Genomic DNA, 26,700 nt, shown 5'->3' on the forward strand with positions numbered 1-26,700 from the left:
CGCGCCGGCTTCATGCCGGTGCGTGCCGGGCGGTATTCCGAGCTGAAAAGGCACCTGAAAAGGTGCTTTTTTTTCGTCTTTCGGCGGCCTGCTGCCGGCCGGAGCCGCGGTGACGCCGCCCGATGCGCATGCCGCAATGCCTGCCTCTCCTTTGTGGCAACCTTAGGTTCATGACTGATTCATCGCCCCCGCGTATACGCCGGCCTATCGTGCGGCCGAACTTCGACCCGAAGGAACAACCCTGGCAAGTGGCCGACAGCGGACTGCTGCGCGTCAATCCGGAGTTGCTCACGCCCGACGCCTTGCGCGGCTCCTTGCGGCCGGCGCGCGAATGGACGCTGGATCCGTTGGGGATGGAGAAGGAGCGTTACCCTGGCCGTGAAGGGCCGCCCGTGCTGGCCGCCGTGCTCATCCCCATGGTGATGCGGCCGCAGGGGGTGAGCGTGATGCTGACCCAGCGCGCGGCGCATTTGCATGATCATGCCGGTCAGATCAGCTTTCCGGGGGGTAGGGTGGAGCTGGCCGATCCCACGCCGGTGGCGACAGCCCTGCGCGAGGCGCACGAGGAGACCGGCCTGCCGCAAGACCGCGTGGAAGTGCTCAGCAGCATGCCGGAGTTTCTGACCTCGACCGGCTTTTCCATCACGCCGGTCGTGTCACTGGTGCGCCCCGATTTTTCACCCGCTGCGGACGCGTTTGAGGTGGCGGATATCTTTGAAGTGCCCTTGGATTTTCTGATGGATCCGGCCAACCATCGCCTCTATGAGGCGCGGCTGCCCGACGGCCGGATACGCCGCTACTACGCCATTCCGTGGGGCGAGCGTTTCATCTGGGGGGCGACCGCCGGCATGCTGCGCAACCTCTACGCCAGCCTGGCGCCGCGCTGAGGCGCGCTTCAGTGCGTGGAGGCACGCCGGGCGGCGTGCAGCCACCCCAGCCCGGCCCGGGTATCGCCCGCTGGCCGGTATTCGCAGCCTACCCAGCCTGCATAGCCCAACTCGTCGAGCAGATGGAATAGATAGGGGTAGTTGAGCTCGCCCTGATCCGGCTCCTGGCGCAGGGGCACGCCGGCGATCTGGACGTGCCCGACGCGTCCCTGCGGGATGTAGTGGCGCAGCCGCATGCTCACGTCGCCCTCGACGATCTGGCAGTGGTAGAGATCCATCTGCACTTTGACATTGGCTGCGCCCGTGGCCTGGGCAACCGCATGGGCGTCGGCCTGATGGTTGAGGTAATAACCCGGCATATCGCGCGGGTTGATGGGTTCGATCAGGATTTCCACGTCGACCGCGGCGGCCAGACGGGCGGCATAGGCGAGATTGTTGACATAGGTCTCGCGCAGCGCGGCGGGATCGCTGCCGGCGGCAGGGCAGCCGGCCATGACATGGACGCGCGGGCACATCAGCGACACGGCGTACTCCAGCGCTTGCTCCAGCGCGCCGCGGAAGTCTTCCTCACGGCCAGGCAGGCAGGCCAGCCCGCGCTCGCCCTTGGCGGCGTCGCCGGCGGGAGCATTCAGCAGTATCAGTTCGAGATCGTGGCTTTGCAGCCGGTCACGCCATTGCGCGGTGGAATGGCTATAGGGCGATTGCATCTCCACCCCCCGGAATCCGTCGCGAGCGGCAGCGCCGCAGCGGTCCAGCAGGTCGAGATCGGGATAGAGCGTGGAAAGATTCGCGGCAAAACGCGGCATGTCAGGTTCCCATGACCCGGAAATGCGCAGTGTATCGTGGCTGCGGCTGGCTGTGCCCGGCGTGCCCCTGACGCCAGCGCGGGCATGCGTGGCGCGCGCCCCACAGGCGGGGCGCCGGCTGATGTGGCCCGCGGCACCCGCCTGGCAGGCAGCGCCGCGTCAATAGCGTTGGCGCGCGGCCTCGGTCTCAGCCAGGATGCGTTCGTACAGGGCGTAGCGGCCGGGGTCGATTTGACCGGCCTTGAGCGCGCCCACCACCCCGCATCCCGGTTCGTGCCGATGGGTGCAGTTGTAGAAGCGGCATTGTTCGATATAGCGCTTGAACTCGGGGAAGCCCCGCAGAATATCCTCGCCGCTCAGGTGCTGCAGGCCAAAGGCTTGGAATCCGGGCGAGTCGATCAGATCGCCGCCGGGCGCCGGCAGGTGATACAGGCGGGTGCTGGTGGTGGTGTGCCGGCCCATGTCCAGCGCGGTGGAGTGCTCGCGCGTGGCGGCTTGGGCATCGGGCACCAAGGTGTTGAGCAAGGTGGATTTGCCCATGCCGCTTTGCCCGAGCAGCAGATTGACGCGGCCCGCCAGGCGGGGCGCCAGCTCGCGCTGCACGGCCTGGGCGTCCTGAGCGCTCAGTTCGATGACCGGCACGCCCAATGCGCGGGTAGGGGCCAGGCGTTCGCGAGCCGCCTCCAGTCCGGCGGTGATATCGATTTTGTTCAGGATGATGATCGGCTCGATGCCCACGCTCCAGGCGCCGGTCAGTGCGCGGCCCAGCAGATCCTCCGAAAACGTCGGCTCGACCGCGACCACGATGAGCAATTGGTCGACATTGGCAGCGAATTGCTTGGACCGCATCTCGTCGGAGCGGAACAGCAGATTGCGCCGGGGCAGGACGGCATCGATGGCGCCCTCGTCGGCGCCCTGGGGCGTGATGCGCACCCAGTCGCCCACGGCCGGACCGGTTTTTTTGCCGCGCGGGAAACACTTGCGCAGGCTGCCGTCGGCGAGCTCCACGCTGTAGTGGCGCCCGTGGGCGGCGATGATGCGCCCTTCGTTGGGCGCGCTCATGCGGGCGCCCCTGTCAGAAGGTGGCGGATGCGGACCGCGGCGGGGGGATGGCTGTCGTAGAAGGCGGAATGCACGGGATCCGGAGTCAGTGTGGCGGCGTTGTCGTCGTAGAGTTTGACCAGCGCCGAGATCAGATTGCCCGAGGAACTCTGCGCGGCCGCATAACGGTCGGCCTCGAACTCGTCACGGCGCGAATACCAACTGGCCAGCGGCGTGAACATGAAGGTGAAGACGGGCATGACCAGAAAAAACAGGATGAGCGCCATGGCGTCGTTGCGTCCGCCCAATTGAGGCAGTACGCCCAGCCCTTCGTAGAACCAGGGTTGTTGCGCCAGCCACCCCAGCGCCGCGAAGAAGACCAGCGCCAGCGCCAGATTCAGGCCGATGCGCTTGAGGATGTGATGCCGTTTGAAGTGGCCCAGCTCATGCGCCAGCACGGCTTCGATTTCGTCGGCGTTCAGGCGCGAGAGCAGGGTATCGAAGAACACGATGCGCCGGCTTTTGCCGAAACCGGTGAAGTAGGCGTTGCCATGCGCCGAGCGTTTGGAGCCGTCCATCACGAACAGGCCGTTGAGCGTGAAGCCGCAACGCTGCGCCAGTCCGCGGATGCGGGCGGTGAGATCCGGGTCATCCAAGGGCGTGAACTTGTTGAAAAGCGGGGCAATATAGGTGGGTGCGATGAAGATGAGCAGCAGGTTGAAGGCCGTCCACAATGCCCAGGCCCATATCCACCAGAAGGCGCCGGCACTGGCCATGAGCCCGAGAATGGCCGCCGCCAGGGGCAGGCCGAGACAGAAGGCCAGCGCCATGCCTTTGAGCAGGTCGGAGAAGAACAGTGCCGGCGTCATGCGGTTGAAACCGAAGCGGCTCTCCAGGCGGAATTGGCGCCATAGCGTGAACGGCAGCCCGGCCAGGCCCAGCAACAGGGCGACGCAGACCAGCAGCGTGAGTTGCCGCAGAAAGTCGGATGGGATCCATTGGCCCAGGCTGGTGTCCAGCCATTGCAGCCCGCCCAGCAAGGTCAGACCGACCAGGATCATCGCGTCGTAAACCCGCTCGAACATCCCCAGGCGCACGCGCGCGACGGTGTAATCGGCAGCGCGTTGGTGGCTGGTCAGGCCGATGCGGGCGGAAAACTCGCCGGGCACCTGGTCGCGGTGGCGGGCAACGTGCCGGATCTGGCGGCTGGCCAGCCACAGGCGCACGCCGGTATCGGCAATCAGCAAAGCTACGAACAACAGGGTAAACATGGGCTGGTGAGCGCCTCGGGCAGGGGTGTGCGAAAATCGCGTGTTTTAAAGGCAAATTATATGGCTGCCAACGAAAACCGACTGGTCTGGCTCGACATGGAAATGACGGGCCTTGATCCTGATAAAGAACGCATCATCGAAGTCGCCGTCGTGGTGACCGAACCCGATCTGACGGTCGTGGCGGAAGGGCCCGTCCTGGTTGTGCATCAGGACGACAGCGTGCTCGACGCCATGGACAATTGGAACAAGTCCACCCACGGTAAAAGCGGCCTGATCGACAAAGTGCGCGCCTCAACGCTGACCGAAGCGCAGGCCGAGCAGCAGTTGATCGAGTTTCTGGCGCAGCATGTGCCGGCGGGCAAGTCGCCGCTGTGCGGCAACACCATCAGCCAGGATCGCCGTTTCATGTTCGCCTACATGCCGGCGCTGGAGCGCTTCTTCCATTACCGCAATCTGGACGTCAGCACCCTGAAGGAGTTGGCGCGGCGTTGGGCGCCGGCGGTCTATAAGGGCTTCGAGAAGAAAAGCCGTCACGAAGCGCTGGCCGACATCTATGAGTCCATCGACGAACTCAAATACTATCGCCAGCACTTCCTGAAAGTCTGAGGGCCGCAGGCCCTTGGCCTGTTACGGCTTGCCCGCGGCCTGCACGGCGCTGTAGGCGGCCATGAGGTTGCGGTAATCGGGGATGTGGTTCGCAAACAGCGCGCCCAGCCCCTCGATATCGTTGCGCCAGTCACGGTGCAGTTCGCACGCCACGCCGAACCAGCTCATTAACTGGGCGCCGGCCGCCGACATGCGGTCCCAGGCGGCGTGGCGGGTCACCTCATTGAAGGTGCCCGACGCATCGGTCACCACGAAGACGTCATACCCTTGCTGCAGCGCCGACAGCGCGGGAAAAGCCACGCAGACTTCCGTGACCACGCCGGCGATGATGAGCTGCTTTTTGCCGGTTTTTTCCACGGCTTTGACAAAGTCCTCGTTGTCCCAGGCATTGATCTGGCCGGGGCGCGCGATATAGGGCGCGTCCGGGAAGCTGTCCTTGAGCTCCTGCACCAACGGCCCGTTGGGGCCCTGTTCGAAGCTGGTCGTCAGAATGGTGGGCAGTTTGAAGTACTTGGCCAGGTCGGCCAGGGCCAGGACATTGTTCTTGAACTGGTCCGGCTGGAAGTCACGCACCAGTGACAGCAAGCCGGCCTGGTGATCCACCAGCAGCACGGCGGCGTTGTTCTTGTCCAGTTTTGCGTAGGGTTGACTCATCATGCTCTCCGGGTGGGCGGCGGATGCCGGGGCGACGTTCCCGTCTGATCTTAGACGAGCCGTGCCGGGTCTGGCTGTCAGCAAATGAATCAAGGCCGCCGGGCCGCCGGGCCGCCGCGGCGCCGGGCCGGGCATGCCATACTGAAAACCTCTTTATCGGGAGGCGCGGACATGGGCGTCTACACACTGGAGCAATTGCGGCGTATCGAGGCCTGCGCCCGGCAACAGGGGATGGATTTGATGGCCCGGGCCGGGCGGGCGGCAGCCGACTTCGTGCAGGCCCGCTTGCCGGCGCCCGCTTCGGTCATGGTCCTGGCTGGCCCGGGCAACAACGGCGGCGATGCCCTGGTGGCCGCCACCCATTTGCTGCAGGCCGGCTATGCGGTGCAGGTGGTCATGCCGGGCGACCCGGCGCGGCTGCCTGCCGATGCTGCGCAGGCCTACGCGGGCTGGCGCGCCGCGGGCGGCGTGGAGGATCCCGCATTGCCCCGCGTGGCGGCAGACCTGGCGATCGATGGTCTGTTCGGCATCGGCCTGACCCGCGCGCTGGGCCGGCCCTGGGTGGACCTGGTGGACGCGCTCAATGGCTGGCGGATGCCGGTGCTGGCGCTGGATGTCCCGAGTGGGCTGTCGGCGCGGACCGGTCAGCCTCTGGGCCAGACCGTCCAGGCGAGCTGGACGTTGTCTTTCATCGGTACGCCCGCGGCGCTGGCCGGCGGCGCGCCAGCCATGGGCCAACGCTACGAAGACGATCTGGGGCTGTCGCCTCAGTGGCGGGCGGCGGTGTTTGCGGGCTGAGGGCGGCCGCCGAACCGGTGGCAGACATCCACATCCAGAGGATGGTAGCGGTTGTTCTCGCGGCCGGCCACGGCATCCAGATGCTGCTCGGAAGCGTCGAACAAGCGCCAGTACAGTTGGCCGCATAGTTCGCGCGCCGGACCGCCCGGCCAGTCTGCCGGCAGCATGGGGGTGGGCAGTTGCGGGTCGTGCAGCACGATGCGGCGCCAGTGGTGCAGCAGCAGTACGCGTAGCGCGAAGGCTTGCGGCGGCGCGGGAGGCGCCTCGGCCACCAGCGGCGCCAGGGCGGCGAAACTGCGCGTGAACAAGCGGTACTGCTCGGCCACGGCGTCGAGGTTCCAGCATTGCGGCACCAGGCTGGCGATGGGCAGGCCGCCGGCGCCTGCCAGATCGCGCGCGGCCAGCACCAGCGCTTTGTCCGGAATACCTAATTGCTCAAGGATGTCGTGCGCCGCGCGCGCCTCGGTCGCCGGGTGCGCGAACAGGCCTGGCGCTACCAGCGCGAAGCCTTCCCATTCCAGCGCGCGCCGCAGTTCGGCGCGTTCGGCCAGGCCATTGCCGCCGCTGCGCGGCAGGGCGACCAGCGTCCACTCGCCATGCCACTGGCGCGGCGGGCCTTCATAAATACGTTGCGAGGCCAGCGCCGTCAGGCGGCGTCCGGTATCGGCCATCAGATAAAGGCTGCGGCGGCCGTGGCGCTCTGATTGCAGCCAGCCTTGCGCCACCAGGCGGAACACGCTGGTGCGCAGCAGGCGCTCGTTGATGCCCACCGGGGCGAGCAATTCGATCAAATCTCCCAGCCAGATGGCGCCGCCATGCGGCGCCAGGGCGTCGCCCAGCAAGCTGACGCAGAGGGATTTGGCACGTGGGGGATCCTGTTCGAGCAGACGTGCCAGGAAGCGATCCAGAAGCGGCGTGGCGGAACTGGCCATAAAAAGGGACGGGCCAAAAGGCCTCATGTTACCGGTCTGGCGACATGATACATAAACTCGACGTGATACAGAAATAAGTTTGACAATGGAATTTTTGTATTAAATAATCAAACCATCAAGAAACAGCAGTGGCAGGGCTGCGAGCCCGCTGTCGCCAAAGGAGACAAACATGTACGCGCAACTGGTTGAGACGGGTGTCAAGCAACTGCGCCGGGCTGACGAATTGTCGGGTCCGGAGCGCGAGTTTCAGCAACGCGTGGATGAGGGCGTGCGCATCGAGGCCAAGGACTGGATGCCCGATGCCTATCGCAAGACGCTGGTGCGTCAGATTTCCCAGCACGCGCACTCCGAGATCGTAGGCATGTTGCCCGAGGGCAATTGGATCAGCCGGGCGCCGTCGCTCAAGCGCAAGGCCATTTTGCTGGCCAAGGTGCAGGACGAGGCCGGGCATGGCCTGTATCTGTACAGCGCCGCCGAAACGCTGGGGGTCTCGCGCGACGAACTCATCGACGACTTGCATTCGGGCAAGGCGAAGTACTCCAGCATCTTCAATTACCCCACGCTGAGCTGGGCCGATATCGGCATGGTCGGCTGGTTGGTCGATGGCTCCGCCATCATCAACCAGATCCCGCTGTGCCGCTGTTCCTACGGTCCCTATGCGCGCGCCATGGTGCGGGTCTGTAAGGAGGAGTCCTTCCATCAGCGCCAGGGCTATGACCTGCTCATTCAGATGTGCCTGCATGGCACGCCGGAGCAGAAGGCCATGTGTCAGGACGCGCTGAATCGCTGGTGGTGGCCGGCGCTGATGATGTTCGGCCCCTCGGACGCGGACTCTCCCAACAGTGCGCAGTCCATGCAGTGGAAGATCAAGCTTTTCACCAATGACGAACTGCGGCAGAAGATGGTCGACCAGACCGTCCCCCAGGCAGAGTACCTGGGCCTGACCGTTCCCGATCCCGAGGTCAAGTGGAATGCCGAGCGCGGCCACTACGATTTCGGCGACATCGACTGGGATGAGTTTTACGCCGTCATCAAGGGCAATGGCCCTTGCAACCGCGAACGTCTCGCCGCCCGCGTCAAAGCCCATGAAGAGGGCGCCTGGGTGCGCGATGGCCTGGTGGCCTACGCCGAGAAGCAGTCGCGCCGCAAGGCCGCCTGAGCCCGTTCGCACGGCATTTCCACTTCTGCACGAACAAGGAAGGCGCGCGCCGCGCGCCGGGGATACGCACCATGAGCAAACAATGGCCCCTATGGGAAGTCTTTATCCGCAGCCAGCATGGCCTGGCCCACAAGCACGTCGGCAGCCTGCACGCGCCTGATGCTGAAATGGCCATCAATAATGCGCGCGACGTCTACACGCGCCGCAACGAAGGCTTGAGCATCTGGGTGGTGCGCGCCAGCGACATCACGGCCAGCAGCCCGGGTGATAAAGAGCCGCTGTTCGAGCCGGCCAACAGCAAGGTCTACCGCCACCCGACCTTCTTCCCGATGCCGGAAGAAATCAAGCACATGTGAGGCGGCATGGACAAGCAACTCTTTGAATATCTGCTGCGCCTGGGCGACACCTCGCTGATTCTGTCGCAGCGCCTGAGCGAGTGGTGTGGCCACGGCCCCGTGCTGGAAGAAGATCTGGCGCTCACCAATACCGCGCTGGACTTGCTGGGTCAGGCGCGGATGTGGCTGACGCTGGCCGGCGAGGTCGAGGGGCAGGGCCGTGACGAGGACCAGCTCGCCTATCTGCGCGATGCGCACCAGTTCCGCAACTGTCTGCTGGTCGAGCAGCCCAACGGCCACTATGGCGACACCATGGCGCGCCAGTTCCTGTTCGACGTCTGGCATTACTTCTTGCTGCAGCAACTGATGCAGTCCAAGGATGAACGGATCGCCGGCATTGCCGCCAAGGCCATCAAGGAAGTCACCTACCACGTGCGCCGGTCGTCGGATCTGGTAGTGCGTCTGGGCGACGGTACGGAGGAAAGCCATCGCCGCATGCAGGCCGCCATCGATTCGGCCTGGACTTTCGCCGGGGAGCTCTTCGCCGATGACGAGGTGGACCAGGATCTGGCCGCGCGCGGCATCGCGGTCGAGCGCGCCAGTCTGTTCCAGCCCTGGCTGGCGCATGTGCGCGAGGTGCTCGAAGAGGCCACGCTCACCTTGCCCCAGGAGCGCGAGGCGTTTCATTTGCTGCGCCGTGGCGGTCTGCAAGGCCGCCATACCGAGTCGCTGGGTTACATGCTGGCCGAGATGCAGCATTTGCAGCGCGCCTATCCGGGAGCCCGCTGGTGAACAGCAGCGTGGACCGCGGCCAGGTGATGGATTGGCTCGGGGAAGTCCCCGACCCGGAGATCCCTGTGCTGTCGGTGGTCGATCTGGGGGTGGTGCGCGCGGTGGACTGGGAGGATGAGACCTGTGTGGTCACGATCACGCCCACGTATTCGGGCTGCCCGGCCATGCGCGAGATCACCGAAGATATCGTCCGCGTGCTCGCGGGTCATGGCGTGGCGCAAGTCCGGGTGGATACGCGTTTGGCGCCGGCCTGGACCACGGACTGGATGACCGAGCGCGGCCGTGCCGCCCTCAAGGGCTATGGCATTGCCGCGCCCGCCGAGCGTGCCGTGGATATTTCGGGCATCAGCCGCCGGCAGGCCATGCCCGCCATCGCCTGTCCGCATTGCGGCTCGGCCAACACGCGCTTGATCAGCAATTTCGGCTCCACCTCCTGCAAGGCCCTGTACCGTTGCGCGGATTGCCGCGAGCCCTTTGATTATTTCAAGACGCATTGAGCGCTTATCCATGAGCCAGCCACAATTCCATACCCTTAAGGTAGCCGCGGTGGCCCGCAACACGCGCGACGCCGTGGTCGTTACCTTCGATCTGCCCGAACCGCTGCGTGATGCCTTCGCATTCCGGCCGGGCCAATATCTCACCTTGCGCACCGAGTTGAACGGCGAGGAAGTCCGCCGCTCGTATTCGATCTGTTCCGCGCCGCAGGACGGCATCCTGCGTGTGGCGATCAAACAGGTCGACGAGGGCGTGTTCTCCAGTTGGGCCAATCACGAACTGCAGCCGGGCCAGGATCTCGAGGTGATGGCGCCGGCCGGCAACTTCACGGTCGAATTCTCCCCCGAGCAGGAACGCCACTATGTGGCGTTCGCGGTGGGAAGCGGCATCACGCCCGTCTTCTCCTTGGTCAAGACCGCCTTGTCGACCGAGCCCAACAGCCGCTTCACGCTGTTCTTCGGCAACCGCGCCTCGTCGTCGGTGTTGTTCCGCGAAGAGATCGAAGATCTCAAGAATCGCTACATGGAGCGGTTCTCGCTGGTCTATATCATGAGCCGCGAGTCGCAGGACATCGAGCTGTTCAACGGCCGTCTTGACGGCGACAAGGTCGAACAGTTGATGAACACCTGGATGGCTGGCGATGATGTCGATTACGCCTTTGTCTGCGGGCCGCAAACCATGATCGAAAGCGTGGTGCAGCGGCTGGCCGACCGCGGGATGGACAAATCGCGCGTGAAGTTCGAGCTGTTCGGCGCGCCCAAGGGCCCGCGCAGCCTGCGCACCGGGCGCGAGGCTGCCCCGGCGCCAGGCAAGGGCCAGTGCGAAGTCACCGTCATTCAGGATGGCCACAGCCGCAGCTTTGCCATTGCCAAGAACCAGGACAGCGTGCTGGACGCGGCCCTGGCCCAGGGTGTTGAATTGCCTTATTCCTGCAAGGGCGGTGTCTGTTCGACCTGCCGTTGCAAGGTTGTCGAGGGCGAGGTGGACATGGACGCCAACTTCGCTCTGGAAGATTATGAAGTGGCGCGCGGCTTTGTCCTGAGCTGCCAGAGCTATCCGGTCAGTGACCGTCTGGTACTGGATTTCGACCAGGAAACCTGAGCGCCTTGCAGCCTTGATTGCGAATTCACAGAAAAATTAATCGGAGAGTAGGCAGTGTCCCAAGAATTCTTTGAACGTCACCAGCCGGTGCTGGAAAAGGCCCTGGCGGCCGCCCGTGAACGTGGCTACTGGAGTCCGTTCTCCGAGTCGCCCAGCCCCCGCAATTATGGTGAAACGGCGGCCCAGGACGGGCAGGCGGCTTTCGATGCCTTGCTGGGCAAGGCGTTCCCGCTGAGCGTCAGCGGTGCCGAGGGCACGGTCAGCGGCGAGGTATCGCCTTTTGGCTTCGCGCTGAATATTGCTTACCCGCGCGTCGCGCCCGATCGCCTGCTGGCCAACGCGCAAGAGGCCGGTCAGGCCTGGCGCCGTGCCGGGCCGAGCGCATGGGTCGGCGTATCGCTGGAGATTCTGGCGCGCCTGAACCGCCGCAGCTTCGAGATGGCGCATGCCGTGCAGCACACGACGGGCCAGGGTTTCATGATGGCTTTCCAGGCCGGCGGCCCGCACGCGCAGGATCGCGGCCTGGAGGCGGTGACCTACGCCTGGCAGGAAATGTCGCGGATCCCGGAAGTCGCGCTGTGGGAAAAGCCCCAGGGCAAGAACGAGCCCATCAAGATGGAGAAGCGCTTTACCGTGGTGCCGCGTGGCGTGGCCCTGGTCATCGGCTGCTCGACCTTTCCCACCTGGAACGGCTATCCCGGCCTGTTTGCCAGCCTGGCAACGGGTAACACCGTCATCGTCAAGCCGCATCCGGCCGCCATCCTGCCGCTGGCCCTGACCGTGCAGGTCGCGCGCGAGGTATTGGCCGAGGCCGGCTTCGATCCCGAAGTGGTGCAGCTGGCCGCGCACGAGGCGGGCGACGACACGGCGCAGCAATTGGCGCTGGCGCCGGCCGTCAAGATCATCGACTTCACCGGCAGCACCGCCAACGGCGACTGGCTGGAGCAAAACGCCCGCCAGGCGCTGGTCTACACCGAGAAGGCCGGGGTCAACCAGGTCATCATCGATTCGGCCGAGGACATCAAGGGCGTGGCGCGTAATCTGGCGTTCTCGCTGGCCTTGTATTCCGGTCAGATGTGCACCGCGCCGCAGAATATCTACGTGCCGCGCGATGGCATTCAGACGGCTGCCGGGCATCTGAGTTTTGATGAGGTGGCTGCCGCAATCGCGTCGGCCGTGGACAAGCTGTCGGGCGATGCGGCCCGCGCGGTCGAACTGACCGGCGCCATCCAGAGCGAAGCCACGGCCGAGCGCATCGAGCGCGCCCGGGCGCTGGGATTGCCGGTGCTGGCCGATTCGCGCAGCCTGACGCACCCGCAGTTTGAACAGGCCCGTGTGCGCACGCCGCTGGTGCTGAGCGCCCAGGCCGATGACAGCCGCATCTTCCAGGAATGGTTCGGCCCGATCTCCTTCGTGGTGGCCACCGATTCGACCGAGCACAGCGTGGCGCTGGCCCGCGATACCGTGCGCCAGCATGGCGCGCTGAGTCTGTCGGCCTACACCACCGATGAGCGCGTGGCAGCGCAGATCCAGGAGGCCGCCGAGGTTGCCGGCGTGGCGCTGTCGCTCAACCTGACCGGCGCGGTGTTCGTCAATCAGACGGCCGCGTTCAGCGACTTTCACGGCACCGGCGCCAACCCGGCGGCCAATGCCGCCTTGTCGGACAGCGCCTTCGTGGCCAACCGTTTCCGCGTGGTGCAAACCCGCCGCCACGTTTGAGGAGCGGTCATGAGCTATCAGGATATTGATTTCTCGCTGGCCGACGGCGTGGCGCGGCTGACCCTGAACCGTCCGGACAAACTCAATAGCTTTACCGCGCGCATGCACGGTGAAGTGGCCGATGCGTTGACGCAGGTCGAAACGCAGGGTGCCCGCGTGCTGGTGCTGACGGGGGCCGGGCGCGGCTTTTGCGCCGGGCAGGACCTCTCCGAGCGGCGTCCCGCCGCCGATGGCTCGCCGCCGGATCTGGGCGAGACCGTCGAAAAGTTCTACGCACCGCTGGTGCGCCGCCTGGCGGCGCTGCCCATGCCGGTCGTCGTGGGCGTCAATGGCGTGGCGGCTGGCGCGGGTGCGAATCTGGCTTTCGCTGGCGATATCGTGATCGCCAAAGAGTCGGCCAGCTTCATTCAGTCGTTCTGCCGCCTGGGCCTGATTCCCGACACCGGCGGCACTTTCGTGCTGCCGCGATTGGTGGGACGGGCTCGCGCCTTTGGGCTGGCCATGCTGGGCGACAAGATTTCCGCGCGCCAGGCCCAGGATTGGGGATTGATCTGGCAATGCGTGGCCGACGAAGCCTTTGACGAGACCTTGGACAAGATGGCCAGGCATTTTGCCCGCGCCCCGACCAAGGGGCTGGCCTTCACCAAGCGCGCCCTGCAGGCCAGCCTGGCCAATGATCTGGCCACGCAGCTCGATCTGGAGCGCGACATGATGCGCGAGCTGGGCCGCAGCGCCGATTACGCCGAGGGCGTTGCCGCCTTCCTGGACAAGCGCGAACCGGATTTCAAGGGGCAATGATGAGCACGTCCGATACGCAGATCGACGTTCCCTCCGACCCCCAGGCTCTGGCCGAGGCGGTTGGCCAGGCCATGTATGCGGCCGACGCGGCCACGCAGGCCTTGGGCATGACGGTGGTGGAGATCGCCCCCGGCTACGCCCGCCTGACCATGACCGTACGTGGCGACATGCTCAATGGCCACAAGACCTGCCACGGCGGCTTCATTTTCGCCCTGGCCGACAGCAGCTTCGCCTTCGCCTGCAACTCGCGCAATGTCAGCACCGTGGCGTCGGGCTGCGTGATCGACTATCTGGCGCCAGGCTACGAAGGCGATGTGCTGACTGCCGTGGCGCAGGAACGCTCGCTGGCCGGGCGCACCGGCGTCTATGACATCACGGTGAGCAATCAGGATGGGCGCAATGTGGCGGTTTTCCGGGGCCGTTCCTACCGAATAAAAGGGCAGATCGTCGGCACCGCCGACGCTTGAGCCCGAGGTTTTCTTATTGCGAAGCGGCCCAGAGCCGCGCAGAATTTTCAGGAGAGAGACACCATGCCCACTACCCTCAGCAAGCCGGGGCTGGATCCCATCGAGCATGCAAGCCGCGACGAATTGCAGGCGCTGCAGCTCGAAAGGCTGAAATGGACCGTCAGCCACGCCTACCAGAACGTGCCGCATTACAAGAAAGCGTTCGACGACGCGGGCGTGCACCCGGATGATCTCAAGCAGCTCTCCGACATCGCCAAGTTTCCGTTCACCAGCAAGAAAGATCTGCGCGACAACTATCCCTTCGGGATGTTTGCCGTTCCGCGCGAGCGCGTCTCGCGCGTGCATGCGTCCAGCGGCACGACGGGCAAGCCCACGGTGGTGGGTTACACCGCCCGCGATCTGGACAATTGGGCCAATCTGGTCGCGCGCTCCATCCGCGCGGCGGGCGGCAAGCCGGGCGACATCATTCATGTGGCTTACGGCTATGGGCTGTTTACCGGCGGTCTGGGCGCGCATTACGGCGCCGAGCGTCTGGGCTGCACGGTGATTCCCATGTCGGGCGGGCAGACCGAAAAGCAGGTGCAACTGATCAATGATTTCCGTCCGGACATCATCATGGTCACGCCCTCCTACTTCTGCAACATCCTCGAAGAACAACGCCGCCAGGGCCAGGATCCGCGCGAAAGCTCATTGCGCATCGGCATCTTCGGCGCCGAGCCCTGGACGGGCCAGATGCGTCAGGACATCGAGACCCAGGCGGGCATCGATGCGGTGGACATCTATGGTCTGTCGGAAGTCATGGGCCCGGGCGTGGCCAGCGAGTGCGTGGAAACCAAGGATGGTCCGGTCGTCTGGGAAGATCACTTCTACGCGGAGATCATCAATCCGGATACCGGCGAACCGGTGGCCGATGGCGAGTCCGGTGAGCTGGTGTTCACCTCCCTGACCAAGGAGGCCATGCCCATCATCCGCTATCGCACGCGCGACCTCACCCGGCTCTTGCCGCCGACCTCGCGCAGCATGCGCCGCATCGGCAAGATCACCGGCCGCAGCGACGATATGCTCATCGTGCGTGGCGTGAATCTCTTTCCGACGCAGGTCGAAGAGCTGGTGCTCAAGATCGCGCAGCTCGCGCCGCATTACCAGTTGGTGCTGACCCGCAGCGGCAATCTCGACGAGCTGGAAATCCTGACCGAGCTGCGCCCCGAGTTCAGCGGTCTGGCGCAAGCCGAGCGCGCGGAGGTGGGCAAGCAACTGCAGCACGCCGTGAAGTCGTATATCGGCGTGAGCGCCCGCGTGCAGGTGGCCGAGGCCGGTTTCGTCGAACGCACCTTGACGGGCAAGGCCCGCCGCGTGATCGACAAGCGCCCCCGCGCCTGAGCGAGCGCCGCGGCCGCGGCGGGGTCTGCGCGGCGATGCCGCGCACGGCAACGCCAGCGTGCGCCTTGAGGCAAAAAAATGGCCGCGCAGAATGTCTGCGCGGCCATCACACATGGGAACCCGGCGAGGTTCTTGTGTTGCGGAACTAGAAGCCCACGGCTTGGCCGTCGCGGCGGGAATCCGAGGCGGCGACATAGCCGCCGCCGGGCAGGCGGTGGATCAATTGCGCGGAGCCGAACTCCAGACTGTCAGCCGGCGCGACCTGCACGTTGTGGCCGCGCGCGCGCAAGGCCTGCACCACATCGGCGGGCAGATGCGATTCGACGTTGACCACGGGGCCATTCTCGACGCGGAAACGCGGCGCATCGCTCATGGCCTGCGGGTTCTGCCCGAATGCGGCCAGGCGCGTCATCATCTGCAGATGGCCTTGGGCCTGCATGGAGCCTCCCATGACACCAAACGACATGACCGCTTGATCGTCCTTGGTGACGAAGGCCGGAATGATGGTGTGCATGGGTTGCTTGCGCGGGCCGACCTGGTTGGCGTGACCCGGCGTCAGGACAAAGTTCAGGCCCCGGTTGTGCAGGCCGATCCCGGTGCCCGGCACGACGACACCGGAGCCGAAGCCGTGATAGTTCGATTGGATGAAGGACACCATGGTGCCCTGGGCATCGGCCGCGGTCAGGTAGACGGTGCCGCCGGTCTTGGGCGCGCCCGCCAGCGGTACGGCGGCCTGATCCATGCGGATGAGGCGGGCGCGCTCGGCCAGATAGGCCGGGTCGAGCAGCGCCGCGGCATCCACGCGCATGTGCGCCGGGTCGGCCACATGATGGTGCAAGTCGGCGAAAGCCAGTTTCATGGCTTCGATGCTGACGTGGTAGTAGTCGGCGCTGTCACGGCCCATGGCTTCGAGGTCGAAGTGCTCGAGCAGGCCCAGCGCGATGAGGGCCGAAATGCCCTGGCCGTTGGGCGGAATCTCGTGCAGCCGGTAGCCGCGGAACCCTTGCGAGATCGGTTCGACCCATTCGGGCCGGTGCGCGGCCAGATCGTCGGCGGTCAGCGCACCGCCGGTTTCACGGGCGAACGCGGCGATTTTTTCGGCCAGGGCTCCCCGATAGAAGCTTTCGCCACCGGTCTCGGCGATCTCGCGCAGCGTTTTGCCCTGATCGGGGAAGCGCCACCACTGACCGGCTTCGGGCGCGCGTCCTTCGGGCAGGAAGGCTTGCGCGAAGCCGGGCTCGTGCGCCAGCTTGGGCGCCTGGGTGGCCCACTGGCGAGCGATGGTGGGCGAGACGGCAAAGCCGCGCTCGGCGTACTCGATGGCCGGTTCGAACAGTTGCGCGAAAGGCAGTTTGCCGAAGCGCTCGCTCAGGGCTTTCCAGCCAGCGACCTGGCCGGGCACGGTGACCGTGCCCCAACCGGTCGGCGGCATGGTGTCGCGGCCCGCGAAGTACTCCGGCGTCCAGGCCGCCGGCGAGCGTCCGCTGGAATTCAGGCCGTAGAGCCGGCCCTCATGCCAGACGAGCGTAAACATATCGCCACCGATACCGTTCATCACCGGTTCGACGACGGTCAGGGCAATGGCCGTGGCGATGGCGCTGTCTACGGCATTGCCGCCAGCCAGCATCATGCGTAGCCCCGCCTGCGCGGCCAGAGGCTGGCTCGTCGCGACGGCATTGGACGCCAGCACCGGCATTTTTCGGGAGGCGTAGGGGAAGGTCCAATCAAAAGGCATAGACATGATGCGAGGCTGAAAAGTTACTGAGCGGTGACGCCGGCTTGTTCGATGAGTTTCTGCGTGCGCGGAATCTCGGCTCTCACAAACGCGGCAAACGATTCGCGCGAGCCGCCCTGGGGTTCGGCGCCGGCTTCGGCGAGCTTGTCGCGCAGGGCCGGGTCGGCCAGGACTTTATTGACGGCGCGGTTGAGCTTGTCGAGCACGGCGACCGGCGTGCCTTCCGGCGCGGCCAGACCATACCAGGGCGCGATGTCATAGCCCTCGAAACCTTGCTCGGCGATGGTCGGGATCTGCGGCGCCAAGGCGGAACGGCGTGCGTTGGACATGCCCAGCGCGATGAGATTGCCGCTCTTGACCTGGGGCAGGCCGGTCATGATGGTGTCAAAGTACATGGAGACCTGGCCGCTGAGCAGCGCCGGGATCGCTTCGCCGGCGCCCTTGTAGGGGATGTGCAGGATATCGATGCCGGCCACCGACTTGAGCATTTCGCCGGCCATGTGCGAGGTGGTGCCGGTGCCGAACGACGCATACGTCAGCTTGCCGGGATGGGCCTTGGCGTAGGCCACCATCTCGGGCAGGGTCTTGAAGGGCTGCGAGGGGTTGGTCAGGAGGATGTTGGGCGTGACCGCCACCATCGACACCAGCGCGAACTTGTCCGGATCGTAAGCCAGACGTTTTTGCAGGAAGCGGTTGGTCACCAGCGCGGCCGGTCCGCCCATCAGCAGGGTATAGCCATCCGCTTCGGAGCGGGCCACGGCGGCGCTGCCGATGGCGGCGGCCGCACCCGGGCGTGCCTCGATCACGAAAGGCTGGCCCAGCTCCACGGACAGTGCCGCGCCCAATTGTCGCGAAATGAGGTCGGTGGCCGAGCCGGCCTGGAAGGGCACGACGATCCTGACGGGACGTTGCGGCCAATCCTTGTCCTGCGCCGGCGCCTGGCTGGAGAAAGCCAGTGTGCAGGCGGCCAGCAAGGCGCTCAGAAAATGCGGTTTCATGCGGATCCCCTTGGTATTCGTTTACATGTGATGCGTGAAGCGGCCGGTCTGGCCGCCGGGAGGCATTAGACCGGTTGGGGCAAGGGCGGGGTACTAGGTATTGTATCTATGGATCATTGGATCCAATTTATGTTAGTCTTTGCCTTGGATGCATCCGGGCCCGTCCGCTATATCATTGCGCCTTTCTCCCTCACCGATACGACGCCTTGCACAAGACCGCCTTGACGGCCGAAGAAGAGGCCTACCAGTTCATCCAGCAGCAAATCCGTCAGGGGCAGTTCGCCCCCGGCGCGCGCCTGGTGCCCGAAACGATCGCCGGTCAGATCGGCACCAGCCGGATGCCCGTGCGCGGCGCCCTGCGCCGGCTGGCCTCCGAAGGGCTGGTCGACATTCGCGCCAACCGCGGCGCGGTCGTGCGCGGCCTGAATCGTCAGGAGATGCTGGAGGTGTTCGAGATGCGCTCGGTGCTCGAGGGGCTGGCCATGCGCAATGCGGTATCCCATATGGCGCCGGAGCACATCCGCCGCCTCACGGGGATGCTGGATTTGATGGAGCAGGACTACCTGGACTGGACCACCACGCATCGTGAGTTTCACGAGTATCTCTGCGGTTTCTGTAAGCAGCCCCGGCTGTTGGGACAGATCGCCGAGCTGCATTCGGTGGTCGAGCCCTATATGCGTTTGTGGTCGGCCCAGCCCGGCCGCGGGCTGCGCGCGCGCGCCTCGCATCAGGAACTGATCGACGCGCTCAAGACCGGCGACCCCGCGCAATGCGAGGCCGCCATGCGCCAGCACGTGCTCAATACCGTGCCGGTGCTGCTCGACCCGCTGGCTTAGTTCGGGCCGCGCGCCGGCTGGGCGCGCGATCCCCGTCTCATTTGGCGTAAACCAGGTCCCGCAGGCCCAGCGACAGGCCGGGCCAGTAGGTAATGACCATCAGGCAGGCCAGGACCACGAGGACAAACGGCAGCAGCGGCTTGATCAGTTGCTCGACCGACAGCTTGGCCACGGCGCAAGCGGCGAAAAGGTTCACGCCAAACGGCGGCGTGACCATGCCCAGTGCCAGGTTCACCACCATGATGACGCCGAAGTGCACCGGCTCGACCCCGAACTTGACCGCCACGGGCAGCAGCAGCGGCGCGAGCACGACGATGGAGGCGGAGGTTTCCACGAACATGCCGATGACGAACAGCGCCGCGTTCACGCCCATCAGGAAGCCGAATTGCGTGTCAAAGAGCTGCGACAGCCACGCGCCCAGGATGTCCGGGATGCCGGCCCGGTTCAGCAGGAAGCTGAAGACGCCGGCGTTGGCGATCAGGAACATGATCACGGCCGTGGAGATCACCGATTTGTGCAGCGTGACCGAGATATCGGTGAAGCTCAGGCGGCGGTAGACGAATTTCCCCACCACGATGGCATAGACCACGGCGACAACCGAGGCTTCGGTCGGGGTGAAGACGCCGCCATAGATGCCGCCCAGGATGATGACCGGCATCAGCAGCGCCAGCCAGGCGCGCTTGAACGACGGCCACAAAGGCAGCCGGCCTTCGCCGTCGCGTTTGCCCAGACCGTTGCGTTTGGCGTAGAACCAGACGTAGAACATCAGGGCCACGCCGATCAGCACGCCGGGCATCACGCCGGCGATGAAGAGTTCGCCGGTCGAGGTGTCGGTGGACACGGCAAACAGAATCATCGGAATGGACGGCGGGATGATGACGCCCAGCTCGGCCGCGCTGGCCTGCAGCGACGCGGCGAAAGGCTTGGGATAGCCGTGGCGCACCATGGCCGGGATCAGGATGGCGCCGACCGCGAAAGTCGTGGCGACGCTGGAGCCCGCCACGGCGGCAAAGATCATGCAGGTCAGCACGCAAGTGCAAGCCAGCCCGCCTTGCACGCCGCCCACGATGCTCTTGGCGAATTCGACCATTCGCTCGGAGATGCCGCCGGCCTCCATCAGATTGCCGGCCAGAATGAAAAAGGGAATGGCCACCAGCGGGTATTTGTCGAGCGCGGCGAAGATCTGCTGCGCGAAGACCAACCAGGGCAGGCCGCCCACCGAGATGCCCGTCAGCGCTGCCAGCCCGATGGCCACGGCCACGGGAATCGACAGGCCGAAGAAAATCAGCATCGAAACTATCATCAACTGCGACATGGTTTACCGCCTGAACGATGCGATGAAGGGAAGTTGCGGATCAGCCTTGTGCGTCGTTGCGCACAGGGATGTCGTCTTCTTCGTTGCGCGCCCAGCGCGCGAGAATGGCCAGCGCGGCCAGCGTCGCCCCCACGGGAATGGCCAGGTAGATCCAGGAAATGGAGATGTCCAGGCTGGGCATGGTCTGAAAGCGCACGCGCCAGGTCATCTGGCCCCCGATCCAGGCCAGCACCACCATGAAGACCGTGCAGATCAAGCCGATGGCGTGCTCCAGGCCGCGCCGGGCGCGGCCGCTGAGCGCGTTGCGCAGCAGTTCGACACTGATCATGGCGCCATGGCGAAAGGCCAGCGCCACGCCGAGCAACACCGTCCAGATGAGCAGGGCGCGGGTGGCGACCTCGCTCCAGTCGGAGGGAGAGTGCAGGATGAAACGCGCGACCACTTGATAGAACGCGCAGGCCGCCGAGGCCAGCAGCAAGAGCTGGGCGACGACCGAAACCAGCTTGAACAGGCCGCGCTCGGCCGTGCAAAGCAGATGCATGATGGGATTCCGGGCAGGATGTGCCCGGCCGGCTTGGTGGGCGGCCGGGCGGACAGGCTTACTTGGTGTCGCGGATCGCTTCGATCAGCTTTTTGTCGAACTTCTTGTAGTACTCGGGATAGGCCGGCTCGACGGCGGCGGCAAAGGCGGCGCGGTCGACCTCATTGGCCTGCATGCCTTCTTTCTTGAGCTGCTCCACGCCGGTTTTCTCGATGTTGTCGACGTAGGCGCGCATGGCCTGCGCGGCCTGCTTGCCCGCCTCGTTGAACTTGGCCTTGTCCTCGGCCGACAGGCCGTTATAGACATTGGCCGACATCAGTATCAAGGCCGGGCCGTAGACATGGCCGGTGAGCGACAGGTATTTTTGCGTTTGCGACAGTTTGGCCGAGGTGATGACCGACAGCGGGTTTTCCTGGCCGTCGATGGTGCCTTGTTGCAAGGCGGTGGCGACTTCGGGCCAGGCCATGGGCGTGGGCAGAATGCCGATCTGGCGGAAGGCCGTGATGTGTATCGGGTTTTCGGTGGTGCGGATCTTCAGGCCCTTGGCATCGGCCGGCGTTTTCACGGGGCGGATATTATTGGTGAGGTGGCGAAACCCCTGTTCGCCCCAGGCCAGGGCAATGATGCCGCGGTCAGGGAACTTCGCCAGCATATCCTGGCCTATCTTGCTGTCCATGACGGCCCGGGCATGGGGCAGGTCACGCAACAGGAAGGGGATGTCGAACACGCCGGTCTCGGGCACGAAGTTCAACGTGGCGCCGGTCGATACGATGGCCAGATCCACCGTGCCGATCTGCAGGCCTTCGATGACTTCGCGCTCACCGCCCAAGGCGCTGTTGGCGAACTGCTGGACCTTGTACTTGCCTTGCGAAGCCGCCTCGAGAGATTTCGCCATCGCGTCGGCGCCCGCACCATAGTGCGAATTCGTCGACAGGGCGTAGGCCATCTTCAGGGTGTTCTGTGCGGCGGCGGGAAAGGCGGTGGCAAAGGCGCAGGCCGACAACAGGCCGGCCGCGAGCCAGGACTTATGCATGGACAGTCTCCGATGTGTTTTTTGTTCTTTCGATGAATGACCTCTTGGGCCATCCCTGTGCATGATAGCGGCATTTTTCCGCTAATCCGGCCCCGTACCACCCTGGAACAATGATGGATTTCCCTGATAAAAAAACCTCGTCTGCGGGCTGGATCAGCGCGATTCTGCTGGGCGTGGCGATGCTGCGGCGCGACGCGCGCGCCGGGGAGTTGCGCCTGCTGGCGCTGGCCTTGGTGGTTGCCGTGGCGGCGGTGACCAGCGTCGGTTTTCTCGCCGATCGGGTCTCGCGGGCGCTCGAGCGCGATGCCGCTCAGATGCTGGGCGCCGATATCGTGCTCGAGGGCGACGAGCCCTTTGCGGCGCCTGTCATCGAGCAGGCCGAGCAGCTGGGTCTGCGCGTGGCGCAGACGCTGCAGTTTCCGTCCATGGCCACGGCGGGCGAGGGGGCTCAACTGGTGTCGGTCAAAGCCGTGGATCCCGGTTATCCGCTGCGCGGCAGCCTGCGCGTGGCGCCCGCGCCGTTTGAGGCGGATGCACCCGCCAGCGGCATTCCTGCCCCCGGCACGGTCTGGGCGGATGCGCAGCTTCTGGCCTTGCTGGACGTGCCGGTCGGCGGCACGCTCAAGCTGGGCGATGCCTCGTTCACGGTGGCGCGCGTGCTGACCTATGAGCCCGATCGGGGCATGCAATTTGTCAATGTGGCGCCGCGCGTGATGCTCGGCCGGGCCGATCTGGCCGCCACCGGGCTGGTCACCACGGGCAGCCGTATCGGCTATGCCTTGCTGGCAGCGGGGGCGGCGCAGCCGGTGGCGCAATTTCAGAACTGGCTGGGCCAGCATTTGGCGCGCGGCCAGCGCATCGCCACACTGGAGTCGGGGCGTCCCGAGATGCGGCGCACCCTGGATCGCGCGCAGCGCTTTCTGTCGCTGGTCGCTTTGCTGGCCGTGCTGATTTCCGCCGTTGCCGTGGCCTTGGCCGCCGGGCGTTTCATGGCCCGGCACCGCGATGGCGTGGCGGTCATGCGCTGTCTGGGCGCCAGCCAGGCCTTGTTGACGCGCCTGCTGTGGGTGGAGTTCGCGGTGCTGGGCGTGCTGGCCTCGGCGCTGGGATGCCTGGTCGGCTATGGCGTCCACGGATTGCTGGTCAGCGCGCTGGCCGGGCTGATCGATACCCGGCTGCCGGCCGCCACCGTCTTGCCCGCCGTGCAGGGGCTGCTCACGGGCCTGCTCATGCTGCTGGGTTTTGCCTTGCCCGCCTTGGCGCGCCTGCGCCATGTGCCGCCGGCGCGGGTGTTGCGGCGCGAGGACGGGCGGCTGCCCGCGCGCAGCGCGTTGGGCTATGCCATCGGGGCGGCGGGGCTGGCCTTGCTGATCTGGTGGGTGGCGGGCGATCTGCGTCTGGGGGCGGTGGTGGCCGGCGGCTTTCTGGCCGCTTTCGCGGTCTTCGCGGCCGTCGCGGCGCTGTGCGTTCAGGTGCTGGCGCGCTTGCGCCACCGGCTCACGGGTATGCCGGCGCTGCGTTTCGCGCTGGCCGGGGTGGTGCGCCGGCGCATGGCCACGATCACGCAAACCTGCGCCCTGGCCATCGGCTTGATGGCCTTGCTCTTGTTGGCCATGACGCGCGCCGATCTGGTCGATGGCTGGCGCCGCACCGTGCCCGCCGATGCCCCGAACCGCTTTCTGATCAATATCCAGCCCGACCAGCGCGAGGCGGTGCTCGCGCGCCTGAGTGCGCATGGGCTGAGCCAGGTGCGCCTGTGGCCCATGGTGCGAGGCCGTTTGATCGCCGTCAATGACAAGGCGGTCGGCCCGGACGATTATGATGAACCGCGCGCCAAACGGCTGGTGGATCGCGAGTTCAACCTTTCCTATGCCGAGGCGGCTCCAGAGGGCAATCGCATGGAAGCAGGGCGTTGGATCCATCCCGCCGGCAATGAGGTCTCGCTGGAGTCGGGATTGGCCAAATCGTTGGGCCTGGCCGTCGGCGACACGCTGGACTTCGACATCGCCGGGCAAACCGTGAAGGTGACGGTCGCCGGCACGCGCCGGGTCGATTGGGATACCATGCGCGTGAATTTCTTCGCCATTTTGTCTCCGCCCGCACTGGCGGACATGCCGCAGAGCTGGATCACCTCTTTCTATCTGCCGCCCGAGAAAGCCGATGTGCTGCGGGACATGGTGCGCGAGTTTCCCAACCTGACGGTGTTCGATGTCGGCGCCATTCTTTCCCAGTTGCAGTCCGTGCTGACCGAGGTGGTCAAGGCGGTGCAATTGCTGTTCATGTTTACGCTGGGGGCAGGCCTGCTGGTGCTGGCCACCGCGCTGTCGGCCACGCGCGATGAGCGGGTGCGCGAAGCGGCCGTGCTGCGGGCGCTGGGCGCCACCCGTGCGCAGTTGGCGCGCGCCCAACGCTTGGAATTGTTGGCGGTCGGCGCCCTGGCCGGGCTGCTGGCCGCGGCGGGCGCCACCGCCGTAGCCTGGGTGCTGTCGACTCAGGTGTTTGAATTCTCCCTCTCCCTGAGCCTGTGGCCCTGGGTGGCCGGAGCGATTGCCGGCATGGCCGGCGCCTGGAGCGGCGGCGCGCTGGCTTTGCGCGGCGTGTTGCGCACGCCTCCCCTGGTGACTTTGCGAGACGCATGATGACGACCACACGTGTGGAAGCGGTGTTCGAGCCGCTCGATACGAGCAAGACCATTTTCGAACTGCTCGGCGGCGAGCCCGCCATCCGCGGCCTGGTCGACCGCTTTTACGATCTGATGGATCTGGAGCCCGACTTCGCGGCGCTGCGCGCCACGCACGGCCCCAGCCTGGATGAGGCCCGCGACAAGCTGTTCTGGTTTCTCTGTGGCTACTTCGGCGGCCCCGACTACTACATCGAGCGCTTCGGCCATCCGCGCCTGCGCGCGCGCCACCTGCCGTTTTCCATCGGCGAGGCCGAGCGCGACCAGTGGGTGGCCTGCATGGGGCGCGCCATGCAGGATCAGGGCATTGCGGCGCCCTTGGTCGAACGGCTGCTGCATTCCTTTTTTGGCGTGGCGGATTGGATGCGCAACCGTGCCGGCTGACCTCACTGCCTATCCCCGCAAGGCTTTCCGTGGCGGTGCCATGCTGTACGAGGCGGCGCGGATTCCCCCCGAGGCGGCGCTGCTCGATCCGGCCAGCTATGGCGCGGCGGCCCAGGCCGTGCAGGCGGGGGGGCGGCAGGCGGCCTGGTTCGTCCAGGGGCCGCACTGGCAGGGTGTGTTGCGCGGCTATCGGCGCGGCGGCCTGATCGCACGGCTGTCTCGGCAGACCTACATCTGGACCGGCGAGGACCAGACCCGGTGCTTTCGCGAATTCCGCCTGCTGGCTCGCATGAAGGCAGCGGGGCTGCCCGTGCCCGCGCCGCTGGCCGCGGCGTATTGGCGTGCCGGGCTGACTTACCGCGCCGCCATCCTGGTCGAGCGTTTGCCGGATGTGCGCCCCTTGGCCGCCGACCTGTCTTCGCCGGCCTGCCGCGCAGCGGGCAAGGCGATTGCCGCCATGCACGCCGCGGGGGTCTGGCACGCCGATCTCAATGCCTTCAACATCCTGCTCGATCCCGCGCAACGCGCCTGGCTGATCGACTTTGACCGTGGCCGCGACGGCGGCATCTCGGCGGCCGAGCGGCAGGCCAATCTGCGGCGGCTGCAGCGGTCCCTGGTCAAGGTCTGCGGCGCGGCGGGGTATCAGGCCTGGGCGTCGATTCAGCAGGCCTATCAGGCGGCCAGCGCCTGAGGCCGGCGCCGCGCCGGGCGGCATGGCGGCAATTTCGTGCAAATTCGTCGATCCGGTGGCCAGCCGCTCACCAAGCCCCCCTTAAAAGGCTTTATTATTTTGCCTTTTGGCAATTGCCGAAATCGGCAAGGGGCTTGCGATGAAAACCTCGGCGGGAGTGCGTGCGGCAGTGGGTCTGGCGCTGGCGGCAGCGGCAGCGATGCCCGCGCTGGCGCAGAACAAGGTCGTCAATGTCTATAACTGGGCGGAGTACACCGCCCCCGACACCATTCCGGGCTTCGAGCGCGAATCCGGCATCAAGGTGCGTTACGACGTCTACGACAACAACGACACCCTGCAGGCCAAGTTGCTGACAGGCAAGTCCGGCTATGACGTCGTCGTGCCCTCGACGCACTACGCGTCGCGGCAGATCGAGGGCGGCCTGTTCCAGAAGCTCGACAAGTCCAAGATTCCCAACCTGAAGCACCTCGATCCCGATGTCATGGCCCTGGTGGCGCAGGTCGATCCGGGCAATGAGTATGCCGTGCCCTGGGGCTACGGCACCAATGGCCTGGGCTACAACGTCACCAAGGTCAAGCAGATCCTGGGCGACGACGCCGATCTGGCCAGCTGGGACATGTTGTTCAAGCCGGAAAACGCCGCCAAGCTGAAAGAGTGCGGCATCTCCATGCTCGACGAGGCGGCGCAGGTCTTCCCGGCGGTGCTGAAGTACCTGGGCAAGGATCCCAACAGCGACAAGCCTGAGGATTACAAGGCCGCGCTCGAGGTGCTCAAGAAGATCCGCCCCTATATCCGCCAGTTTAGTTCCTCGGGCTACATCGATGAGCTTGCCGTGGGCGATCTGTGCATGGTCTATGGTTTTTCGGGCGACGTGATGATTGCGCGCAACCGCGCGCAGCAGGCCAAGAAGCCCTACGAAATCAATTACTTCATTCCCAAGGGCGGCGCGCCGGCCTGGTTCGACCTGATGGTCATCCCCAAGGACGCGCCGCATCCCGATGAGGCGCATGCCTTTATCAATTACATCGAGACGCCGCAGGTGCACGCGGCCATCACCAACACCATGTTCTACCCCAACGCCAATAAAGAGGCGCGCAAGTATGTGGTCAAGGAAGTGGCCGACAACCCGATGATCTATCCCTCGCCGGAAGTGTCCAAGTCGCTGTATGTGATCAAGGCCCAGCCCCTGCCCATCCAGCGCCTGCAGACGCGTATGTGGGCCGAACTGAAGTCGGGAAGATAAGCC

At 65.5% G+C, this 26,700-nt stretch carries 27 protein-coding genes; 17 read left to right on the forward strand and 10 right to left on the reverse strand.

Annotated elements, in window-relative coordinates; all coding sequences use genetic code 11:
• Positions 1-170: 170 nt before the first annotated feature.
• Complete coding sequence (locus CAL22_RS07280) at positions 171-887, forward strand: CoA pyrophosphatase (protein WP_208621916.1); 717 nt, start codon at positions 171-173, stop codon at positions 885-887.
• 8 nt (positions 888-895) lie between these two features.
• Here the strand turns inward: CAL22_RS07280 and otnI are convergent, their stop codons facing one another.
• The 3 genes from otnI to CAL22_RS07295 all read right to left on the reverse strand — a co-directional run bounded on the left by otnI (position 896) and on the right by CAL22_RS07295 (position 4,005).
• Complete coding sequence (gene otnI, locus CAL22_RS07285; protein ID WP_094811821.1) at positions 896-1,693, reverse strand: 2-oxo-tetronate isomerase; 798 nt, start codon at positions 1,691-1,693, stop codon at positions 896-898.
• A 159-nt stretch (positions 1,694-1,852) separates the two neighbouring features.
• On the reverse strand, positions 1,853-2,755 hold the full coding sequence (rsgA, locus tag CAL22_RS07290; RefSeq protein ID WP_094811823.1) for a ribosome small subunit-dependent GTPase A: 903 nt from the start codon (positions 2,753-2,755) through the stop codon (positions 1,853-1,855).
• Positions 2,752-4,005: a M48 family metallopeptidase gene (locus tag CAL22_RS07295; RefSeq protein ID WP_094811825.1), complete on the reverse strand. Its 1,254-nt coding sequence runs from the start codon at positions 4,003-4,005 to the stop codon at positions 2,752-2,754. The genes rsgA and CAL22_RS07295 overlap by 4 nt, the downstream gene beginning before the upstream one ends.
• Positions 4,006-4,065: 60 nt before the next feature.
• Here CAL22_RS07295 and orn point away from each other — a divergent pair, with 60 nt between their 5' ends.
• The gene (gene orn / locus CAL22_RS07300; RefSeq protein WP_094811827.1) at positions 4,066-4,611 is read left to right on the forward strand and encodes an oligoribonuclease; all 546 of its coding nucleotides are present in this window, start codon (positions 4,066-4,068) and stop codon (positions 4,609-4,611) included.
• 21 nt (positions 4,612-4,632) lie between these two features.
• Here orn and ycaC read toward each other — a convergent pair whose 3' ends face one another.
• Positions 4,633-5,265 carry an isochorismate family cysteine hydrolase YcaC gene (gene ycaC, locus CAL22_RS07305; protein WP_094811829.1) on the reverse strand — a complete coding sequence of 211 codons (633 nt, stop codon included), beginning with the start codon at positions 5,263-5,265 and terminating at the stop codon, positions 4,633-4,635.
• A gap of 171 nt (positions 5,266-5,436) precedes the next feature.
• Between ycaC and CAL22_RS07310 the strand changes: the two genes are divergently transcribed.
• The gene (locus CAL22_RS07310) at positions 5,437-6,063 is read left to right on the forward strand and encodes an NAD(P)H-hydrate epimerase (RefSeq protein WP_094813496.1); all 627 of its coding nucleotides are present in this window, start codon (positions 5,437-5,439) and stop codon (positions 6,061-6,063) included.
• On the opposite strand, the gene paaX is transcribed toward CAL22_RS07310, so the two are convergent.
• Complete coding sequence (gene paaX, locus CAL22_RS07315) at positions 6,033-6,995, reverse strand: phenylacetic acid degradation operon negative regulatory protein PaaX (protein WP_094811831.1); 963 nt, start codon at positions 6,993-6,995, stop codon at positions 6,033-6,035. The two genes, CAL22_RS07310 and paaX, sit on opposite strands and share 31 nt — an antisense overlap.
• Positions 6,996-7,164: 169 nt before the next feature.
• On the opposite strand from paaX, the gene paaA reads away from it, so the two are divergent.
• The 9 genes from paaA to paaK all read left to right on the forward strand — a co-directional run bounded on the left by paaA (position 7,165) and on the right by paaK (position 15,241).
• Positions 7,165-8,154: a 1,2-phenylacetyl-CoA epoxidase subunit PaaA gene (gene paaA, locus CAL22_RS07320; protein WP_094811833.1), complete on the forward strand. Its 990-nt coding sequence runs from the start codon at positions 7,165-7,167 to the stop codon at positions 8,152-8,154.
• Positions 8,155-8,225: 71 nt separating this feature from the next.
• Positions 8,226-8,510: a 1,2-phenylacetyl-CoA epoxidase subunit PaaB gene (paaB, locus tag CAL22_RS07325; protein ID WP_094811835.1), complete on the forward strand. Its 285-nt coding sequence runs from the start codon at positions 8,226-8,228 to the stop codon at positions 8,508-8,510.
• Positions 8,511-8,516: 6 nt separating this feature from the next.
• Positions 8,517-9,281: a 1,2-phenylacetyl-CoA epoxidase subunit PaaC gene (gene paaC / locus CAL22_RS07330; protein ID WP_094811837.1), complete on the forward strand. Its 765-nt coding sequence runs from the start codon at positions 8,517-8,519 to the stop codon at positions 9,279-9,281.
• Positions 9,282-9,307: 26 nt separating this feature from the next.
• A complete protein-coding gene (paaD, locus tag CAL22_RS07335; protein ID WP_094813498.1) occupies positions 9,308-9,778 on the forward strand; it encodes a 1,2-phenylacetyl-CoA epoxidase subunit PaaD in 471 nt (156 codons plus the stop codon).
• A 10-nt stretch (positions 9,779-9,788) separates the two neighbouring features.
• Positions 9,789-10,877, forward strand: a complete 1,089-nt coding sequence (gene paaE, locus CAL22_RS07340) for a 1,2-phenylacetyl-CoA epoxidase subunit PaaE (RefSeq protein ID WP_094811839.1) — start codon at positions 9,789-9,791, stop codon at positions 10,875-10,877.
• A 54-nt stretch (positions 10,878-10,931) separates the two neighbouring features.
• Positions 10,932-12,596 carry a phenylacetic acid degradation protein PaaN gene (paaN, locus tag CAL22_RS07345; RefSeq protein ID WP_094811841.1) on the forward strand — a complete coding sequence of 555 codons (1,665 nt, stop codon included), beginning with the start codon at positions 10,932-10,934 and terminating at the stop codon, positions 12,594-12,596.
• A gap of 9 nt (positions 12,597-12,605) precedes the next feature.
• Complete coding sequence (paaG, locus tag CAL22_RS07350; protein WP_094811843.1) at positions 12,606-13,394, forward strand: 2-(1,2-epoxy-1,2-dihydrophenyl)acetyl-CoA isomerase PaaG; 789 nt, start codon at positions 12,606-12,608, stop codon at positions 13,392-13,394.
• Positions 13,394-13,861, forward strand: a complete 468-nt coding sequence (gene paaI, locus CAL22_RS07355) for a hydroxyphenylacetyl-CoA thioesterase PaaI (protein ID WP_094813499.1) — start codon at positions 13,394-13,396, stop codon at positions 13,859-13,861. Before paaG ends, paaI begins: the two co-directional genes overlap by 1 nt.
• Before the next feature lie 63 nt (positions 13,862-13,924).
• A complete protein-coding gene (gene paaK, locus CAL22_RS07360; protein WP_094811845.1) occupies positions 13,925-15,241 on the forward strand; it encodes a phenylacetate--CoA ligase PaaK in 1,317 nt (438 codons plus the stop codon).
• 145 nt (positions 15,242-15,386) lie between these two features.
• On the opposite strand, the gene ggt is transcribed toward paaK, so the two are convergent.
• Both ggt and CAL22_RS07370 read right to left on the reverse strand, forming a co-directional pair.
• A complete protein-coding gene (gene ggt, locus CAL22_RS07365) occupies positions 15,387-16,982 on the reverse strand; it encodes a gamma-glutamyltransferase (protein WP_094811847.1) in 1,596 nt (531 codons plus the stop codon).
• 17 nt (positions 16,983-16,999) lie between these two features.
• Positions 17,000-17,974, reverse strand: a complete 975-nt coding sequence (locus CAL22_RS07370; protein ID WP_094811849.1) for a Bug family tripartite tricarboxylate transporter substrate binding protein — start codon at positions 17,972-17,974, stop codon at positions 17,000-17,002.
• A gap of 206 nt (positions 17,975-18,180) precedes the next feature.
• Here CAL22_RS07370 and CAL22_RS07375 point away from each other — a divergent pair, with 206 nt between their 5' ends.
• The gene (locus CAL22_RS07375; protein WP_094811851.1) at positions 18,181-18,810 is read left to right on the forward strand and encodes a GntR family transcriptional regulator; all 630 of its coding nucleotides are present in this window, start codon (positions 18,181-18,183) and stop codon (positions 18,808-18,810) included.
• 37 nt (positions 18,811-18,847) lie between these two features.
• On the opposite strand, the gene CAL22_RS07380 is transcribed toward CAL22_RS07375, so the two are convergent.
• The 3 genes from CAL22_RS07380 to CAL22_RS07390 are packed head-to-tail and all read right to left on the reverse strand — an operon-like array spanning position 18,848 to position 21,699.
• The gene (locus CAL22_RS07380; RefSeq protein ID WP_094811853.1) at positions 18,848-20,125 is read right to left on the reverse strand and encodes a TRAP transporter large permease; all 1,278 of its coding nucleotides are present in this window, start codon (positions 20,123-20,125) and stop codon (positions 18,848-18,850) included.
• Between the two features lie 40 nt (positions 20,126-20,165).
• Positions 20,166-20,666, reverse strand: a complete 501-nt coding sequence (locus CAL22_RS07385; RefSeq protein WP_094811855.1) for a TRAP transporter small permease — start codon at positions 20,664-20,666, stop codon at positions 20,166-20,168.
• A 58-nt stretch (positions 20,667-20,724) separates the two neighbouring features.
• Positions 20,725-21,699, reverse strand: a complete 975-nt coding sequence (locus CAL22_RS07390; protein WP_094811857.1) for a TRAP transporter substrate-binding protein — start codon at positions 21,697-21,699, stop codon at positions 20,725-20,727.
• A 110-nt stretch (positions 21,700-21,809) separates the two neighbouring features.
• Between CAL22_RS07390 and CAL22_RS07395 the strand changes: the two genes are divergently transcribed.
• The 4 genes from CAL22_RS07395 (at position 21,810) to CAL22_RS07410 (ending at position 26,697) form a co-directional block, all read left to right on the forward strand.
• Positions 21,810-24,338, forward strand: a complete 2,529-nt coding sequence (locus tag CAL22_RS07395; RefSeq protein ID WP_094811859.1) for an ABC transporter permease — start codon at positions 21,810-21,812, stop codon at positions 24,336-24,338.
• Positions 24,338-24,763: a group II truncated hemoglobin gene (locus CAL22_RS07400; RefSeq protein WP_094813501.1), complete on the forward strand. Its 426-nt coding sequence runs from the start codon at positions 24,338-24,340 to the stop codon at positions 24,761-24,763. The genes CAL22_RS07395 and CAL22_RS07400 overlap by 1 nt, the downstream gene beginning before the upstream one ends.
• The gene (locus CAL22_RS07405; protein WP_094811860.1) at positions 24,753-25,454 is read left to right on the forward strand and encodes a 3-deoxy-D-manno-octulosonic acid kinase; all 702 of its coding nucleotides are present in this window, start codon (positions 24,753-24,755) and stop codon (positions 25,452-25,454) included. The genes CAL22_RS07400 and CAL22_RS07405 overlap by 11 nt, the downstream gene beginning before the upstream one ends.
• Positions 25,455-25,593: 139 nt before the next feature.
• Positions 25,594-26,697, forward strand: coding sequence for a polyamine ABC transporter substrate-binding protein (locus CAL22_RS07410; RefSeq protein WP_094811862.1), 1,104 nt, complete (start codon positions 25,594-25,596; stop codon positions 26,695-26,697).
• Positions 26,698-26,700 lie beyond the last annotated feature (3 nt).

Source organism: Bordetella genomosp. 12, assembly GCF_002261355.1.
Taxonomy (GTDB): Bacteria; Pseudomonadota; Gammaproteobacteria; order Burkholderiales; family Burkholderiaceae_B; genus Bordetella.

Coding starts and splice junctions, on each gene's coding strand:
- paaB (WP_094811835.1), top strand. CDS start 8,226: ATGAGCAAACAATGGCCCCTATGGGAAGTCTTTATCCGCAGCCAGCAT.
- CAL22_RS07295 (WP_094811825.1), bottom strand. CDS start 4,005: ATGTTTACCCTGTTGTTCGTAGCTTTGCTGATTGCCGATACCGGCGTG.
- paaA (WP_094811833.1), top strand. CDS start 7,165: ATGTACGCGCAACTGGTTGAGACGGGTGTCAAGCAACTGCGCCGGGCT.
- CAL22_RS07395 (WP_094811859.1), top strand. CDS start 21,810: ATGATGGATTTCCCTGATAAAAAAACCTCGTCTGCGGGCTGGATCAGC.
- paaC (WP_094811837.1), top strand. CDS start 8,517: ATGGACAAGCAACTCTTTGAATATCTGCTGCGCCTGGGCGACACCTCG.
- ggt (WP_094811847.1), bottom strand. CDS start 16,982: ATGTCTATGCCTTTTGATTGGACCTTCCCCTACGCCTCCCGAAAAATG.
- CAL22_RS07400 (WP_094813501.1), top strand. CDS start 24,338: ATGACGACCACACGTGTGGAAGCGGTGTTCGAGCCGCTCGATACGAGC.
- paaG (WP_094811843.1), top strand. CDS start 12,606: ATGAGCTATCAGGATATTGATTTCTCGCTGGCCGACGGCGTGGCGCGG.
- paaX (WP_094811831.1), bottom strand. CDS start 6,995: ATGGCCAGTTCCGCCACGCCGCTTCTGGATCGCTTCCTGGCACGTCTG.
- ycaC (WP_094811829.1), bottom strand. CDS start 5,265: ATGAGTCAACCCTACGCAAAACTGGACAAGAACAACGCCGCCGTGCTG.
- paaK (WP_094811845.1), top strand. CDS start 13,925: ATGCCCACTACCCTCAGCAAGCCGGGGCTGGATCCCATCGAGCATGCA.
- paaE (WP_094811839.1), top strand. CDS start 9,789: ATGAGCCAGCCACAATTCCATACCCTTAAGGTAGCCGCGGTGGCCCGC.
- CAL22_RS07410 (WP_094811862.1), top strand. CDS start 25,594: ATGAAAACCTCGGCGGGAGTGCGTGCGGCAGTGGGTCTGGCGCTGGCG.
- CAL22_RS07280 (WP_208621916.1), top strand. CDS start 171: ATGACTGATTCATCGCCCCCGCGTATACGCCGGCCTATCGTGCGGCCG.
- CAL22_RS07390 (WP_094811857.1), bottom strand. CDS start 21,699: ATGCATAAGTCCTGGCTCGCGGCCGGCCTGTTGTCGGCCTGCGCCTTT.
- orn (WP_094811827.1), top strand. CDS start 4,066: ATGGCTGCCAACGAAAACCGACTGGTCTGGCTCGACATGGAAATGACG.
- CAL22_RS07380 (WP_094811853.1), bottom strand. CDS start 20,125: ATGTCGCAGTTGATGATAGTTTCGATGCTGATTTTCTTCGGCCTGTCG.
- paaD (WP_094813498.1), top strand. CDS start 9,308: ATGGATTGGCTCGGGGAAGTCCCCGACCCGGAGATCCCTGTGCTGTCG.
- CAL22_RS07310 (WP_094813496.1), top strand. CDS start 5,437: ATGGGCGTCTACACACTGGAGCAATTGCGGCGTATCGAGGCCTGCGCC.
- paaI (WP_094813499.1), top strand. CDS start 13,394: ATGAGCACGTCCGATACGCAGATCGACGTTCCCTCCGACCCCCAGGCT.
- CAL22_RS07385 (WP_094811855.1), bottom strand. CDS start 20,666: ATGCATCTGCTTTGCACGGCCGAGCGCGGCCTGTTCAAGCTGGTTTCG.
- otnI (WP_094811821.1), bottom strand. CDS start 1,693: ATGCCGCGTTTTGCCGCGAATCTTTCCACGCTCTATCCCGATCTCGAC.
- rsgA (WP_094811823.1), bottom strand. CDS start 2,755: ATGAGCGCGCCCAACGAAGGGCGCATCATCGCCGCCCACGGGCGCCAC.
- CAL22_RS07370 (WP_094811849.1), bottom strand. CDS start 17,974: ATGAAACCGCATTTTCTGAGCGCCTTGCTGGCCGCCTGCACACTGGCT.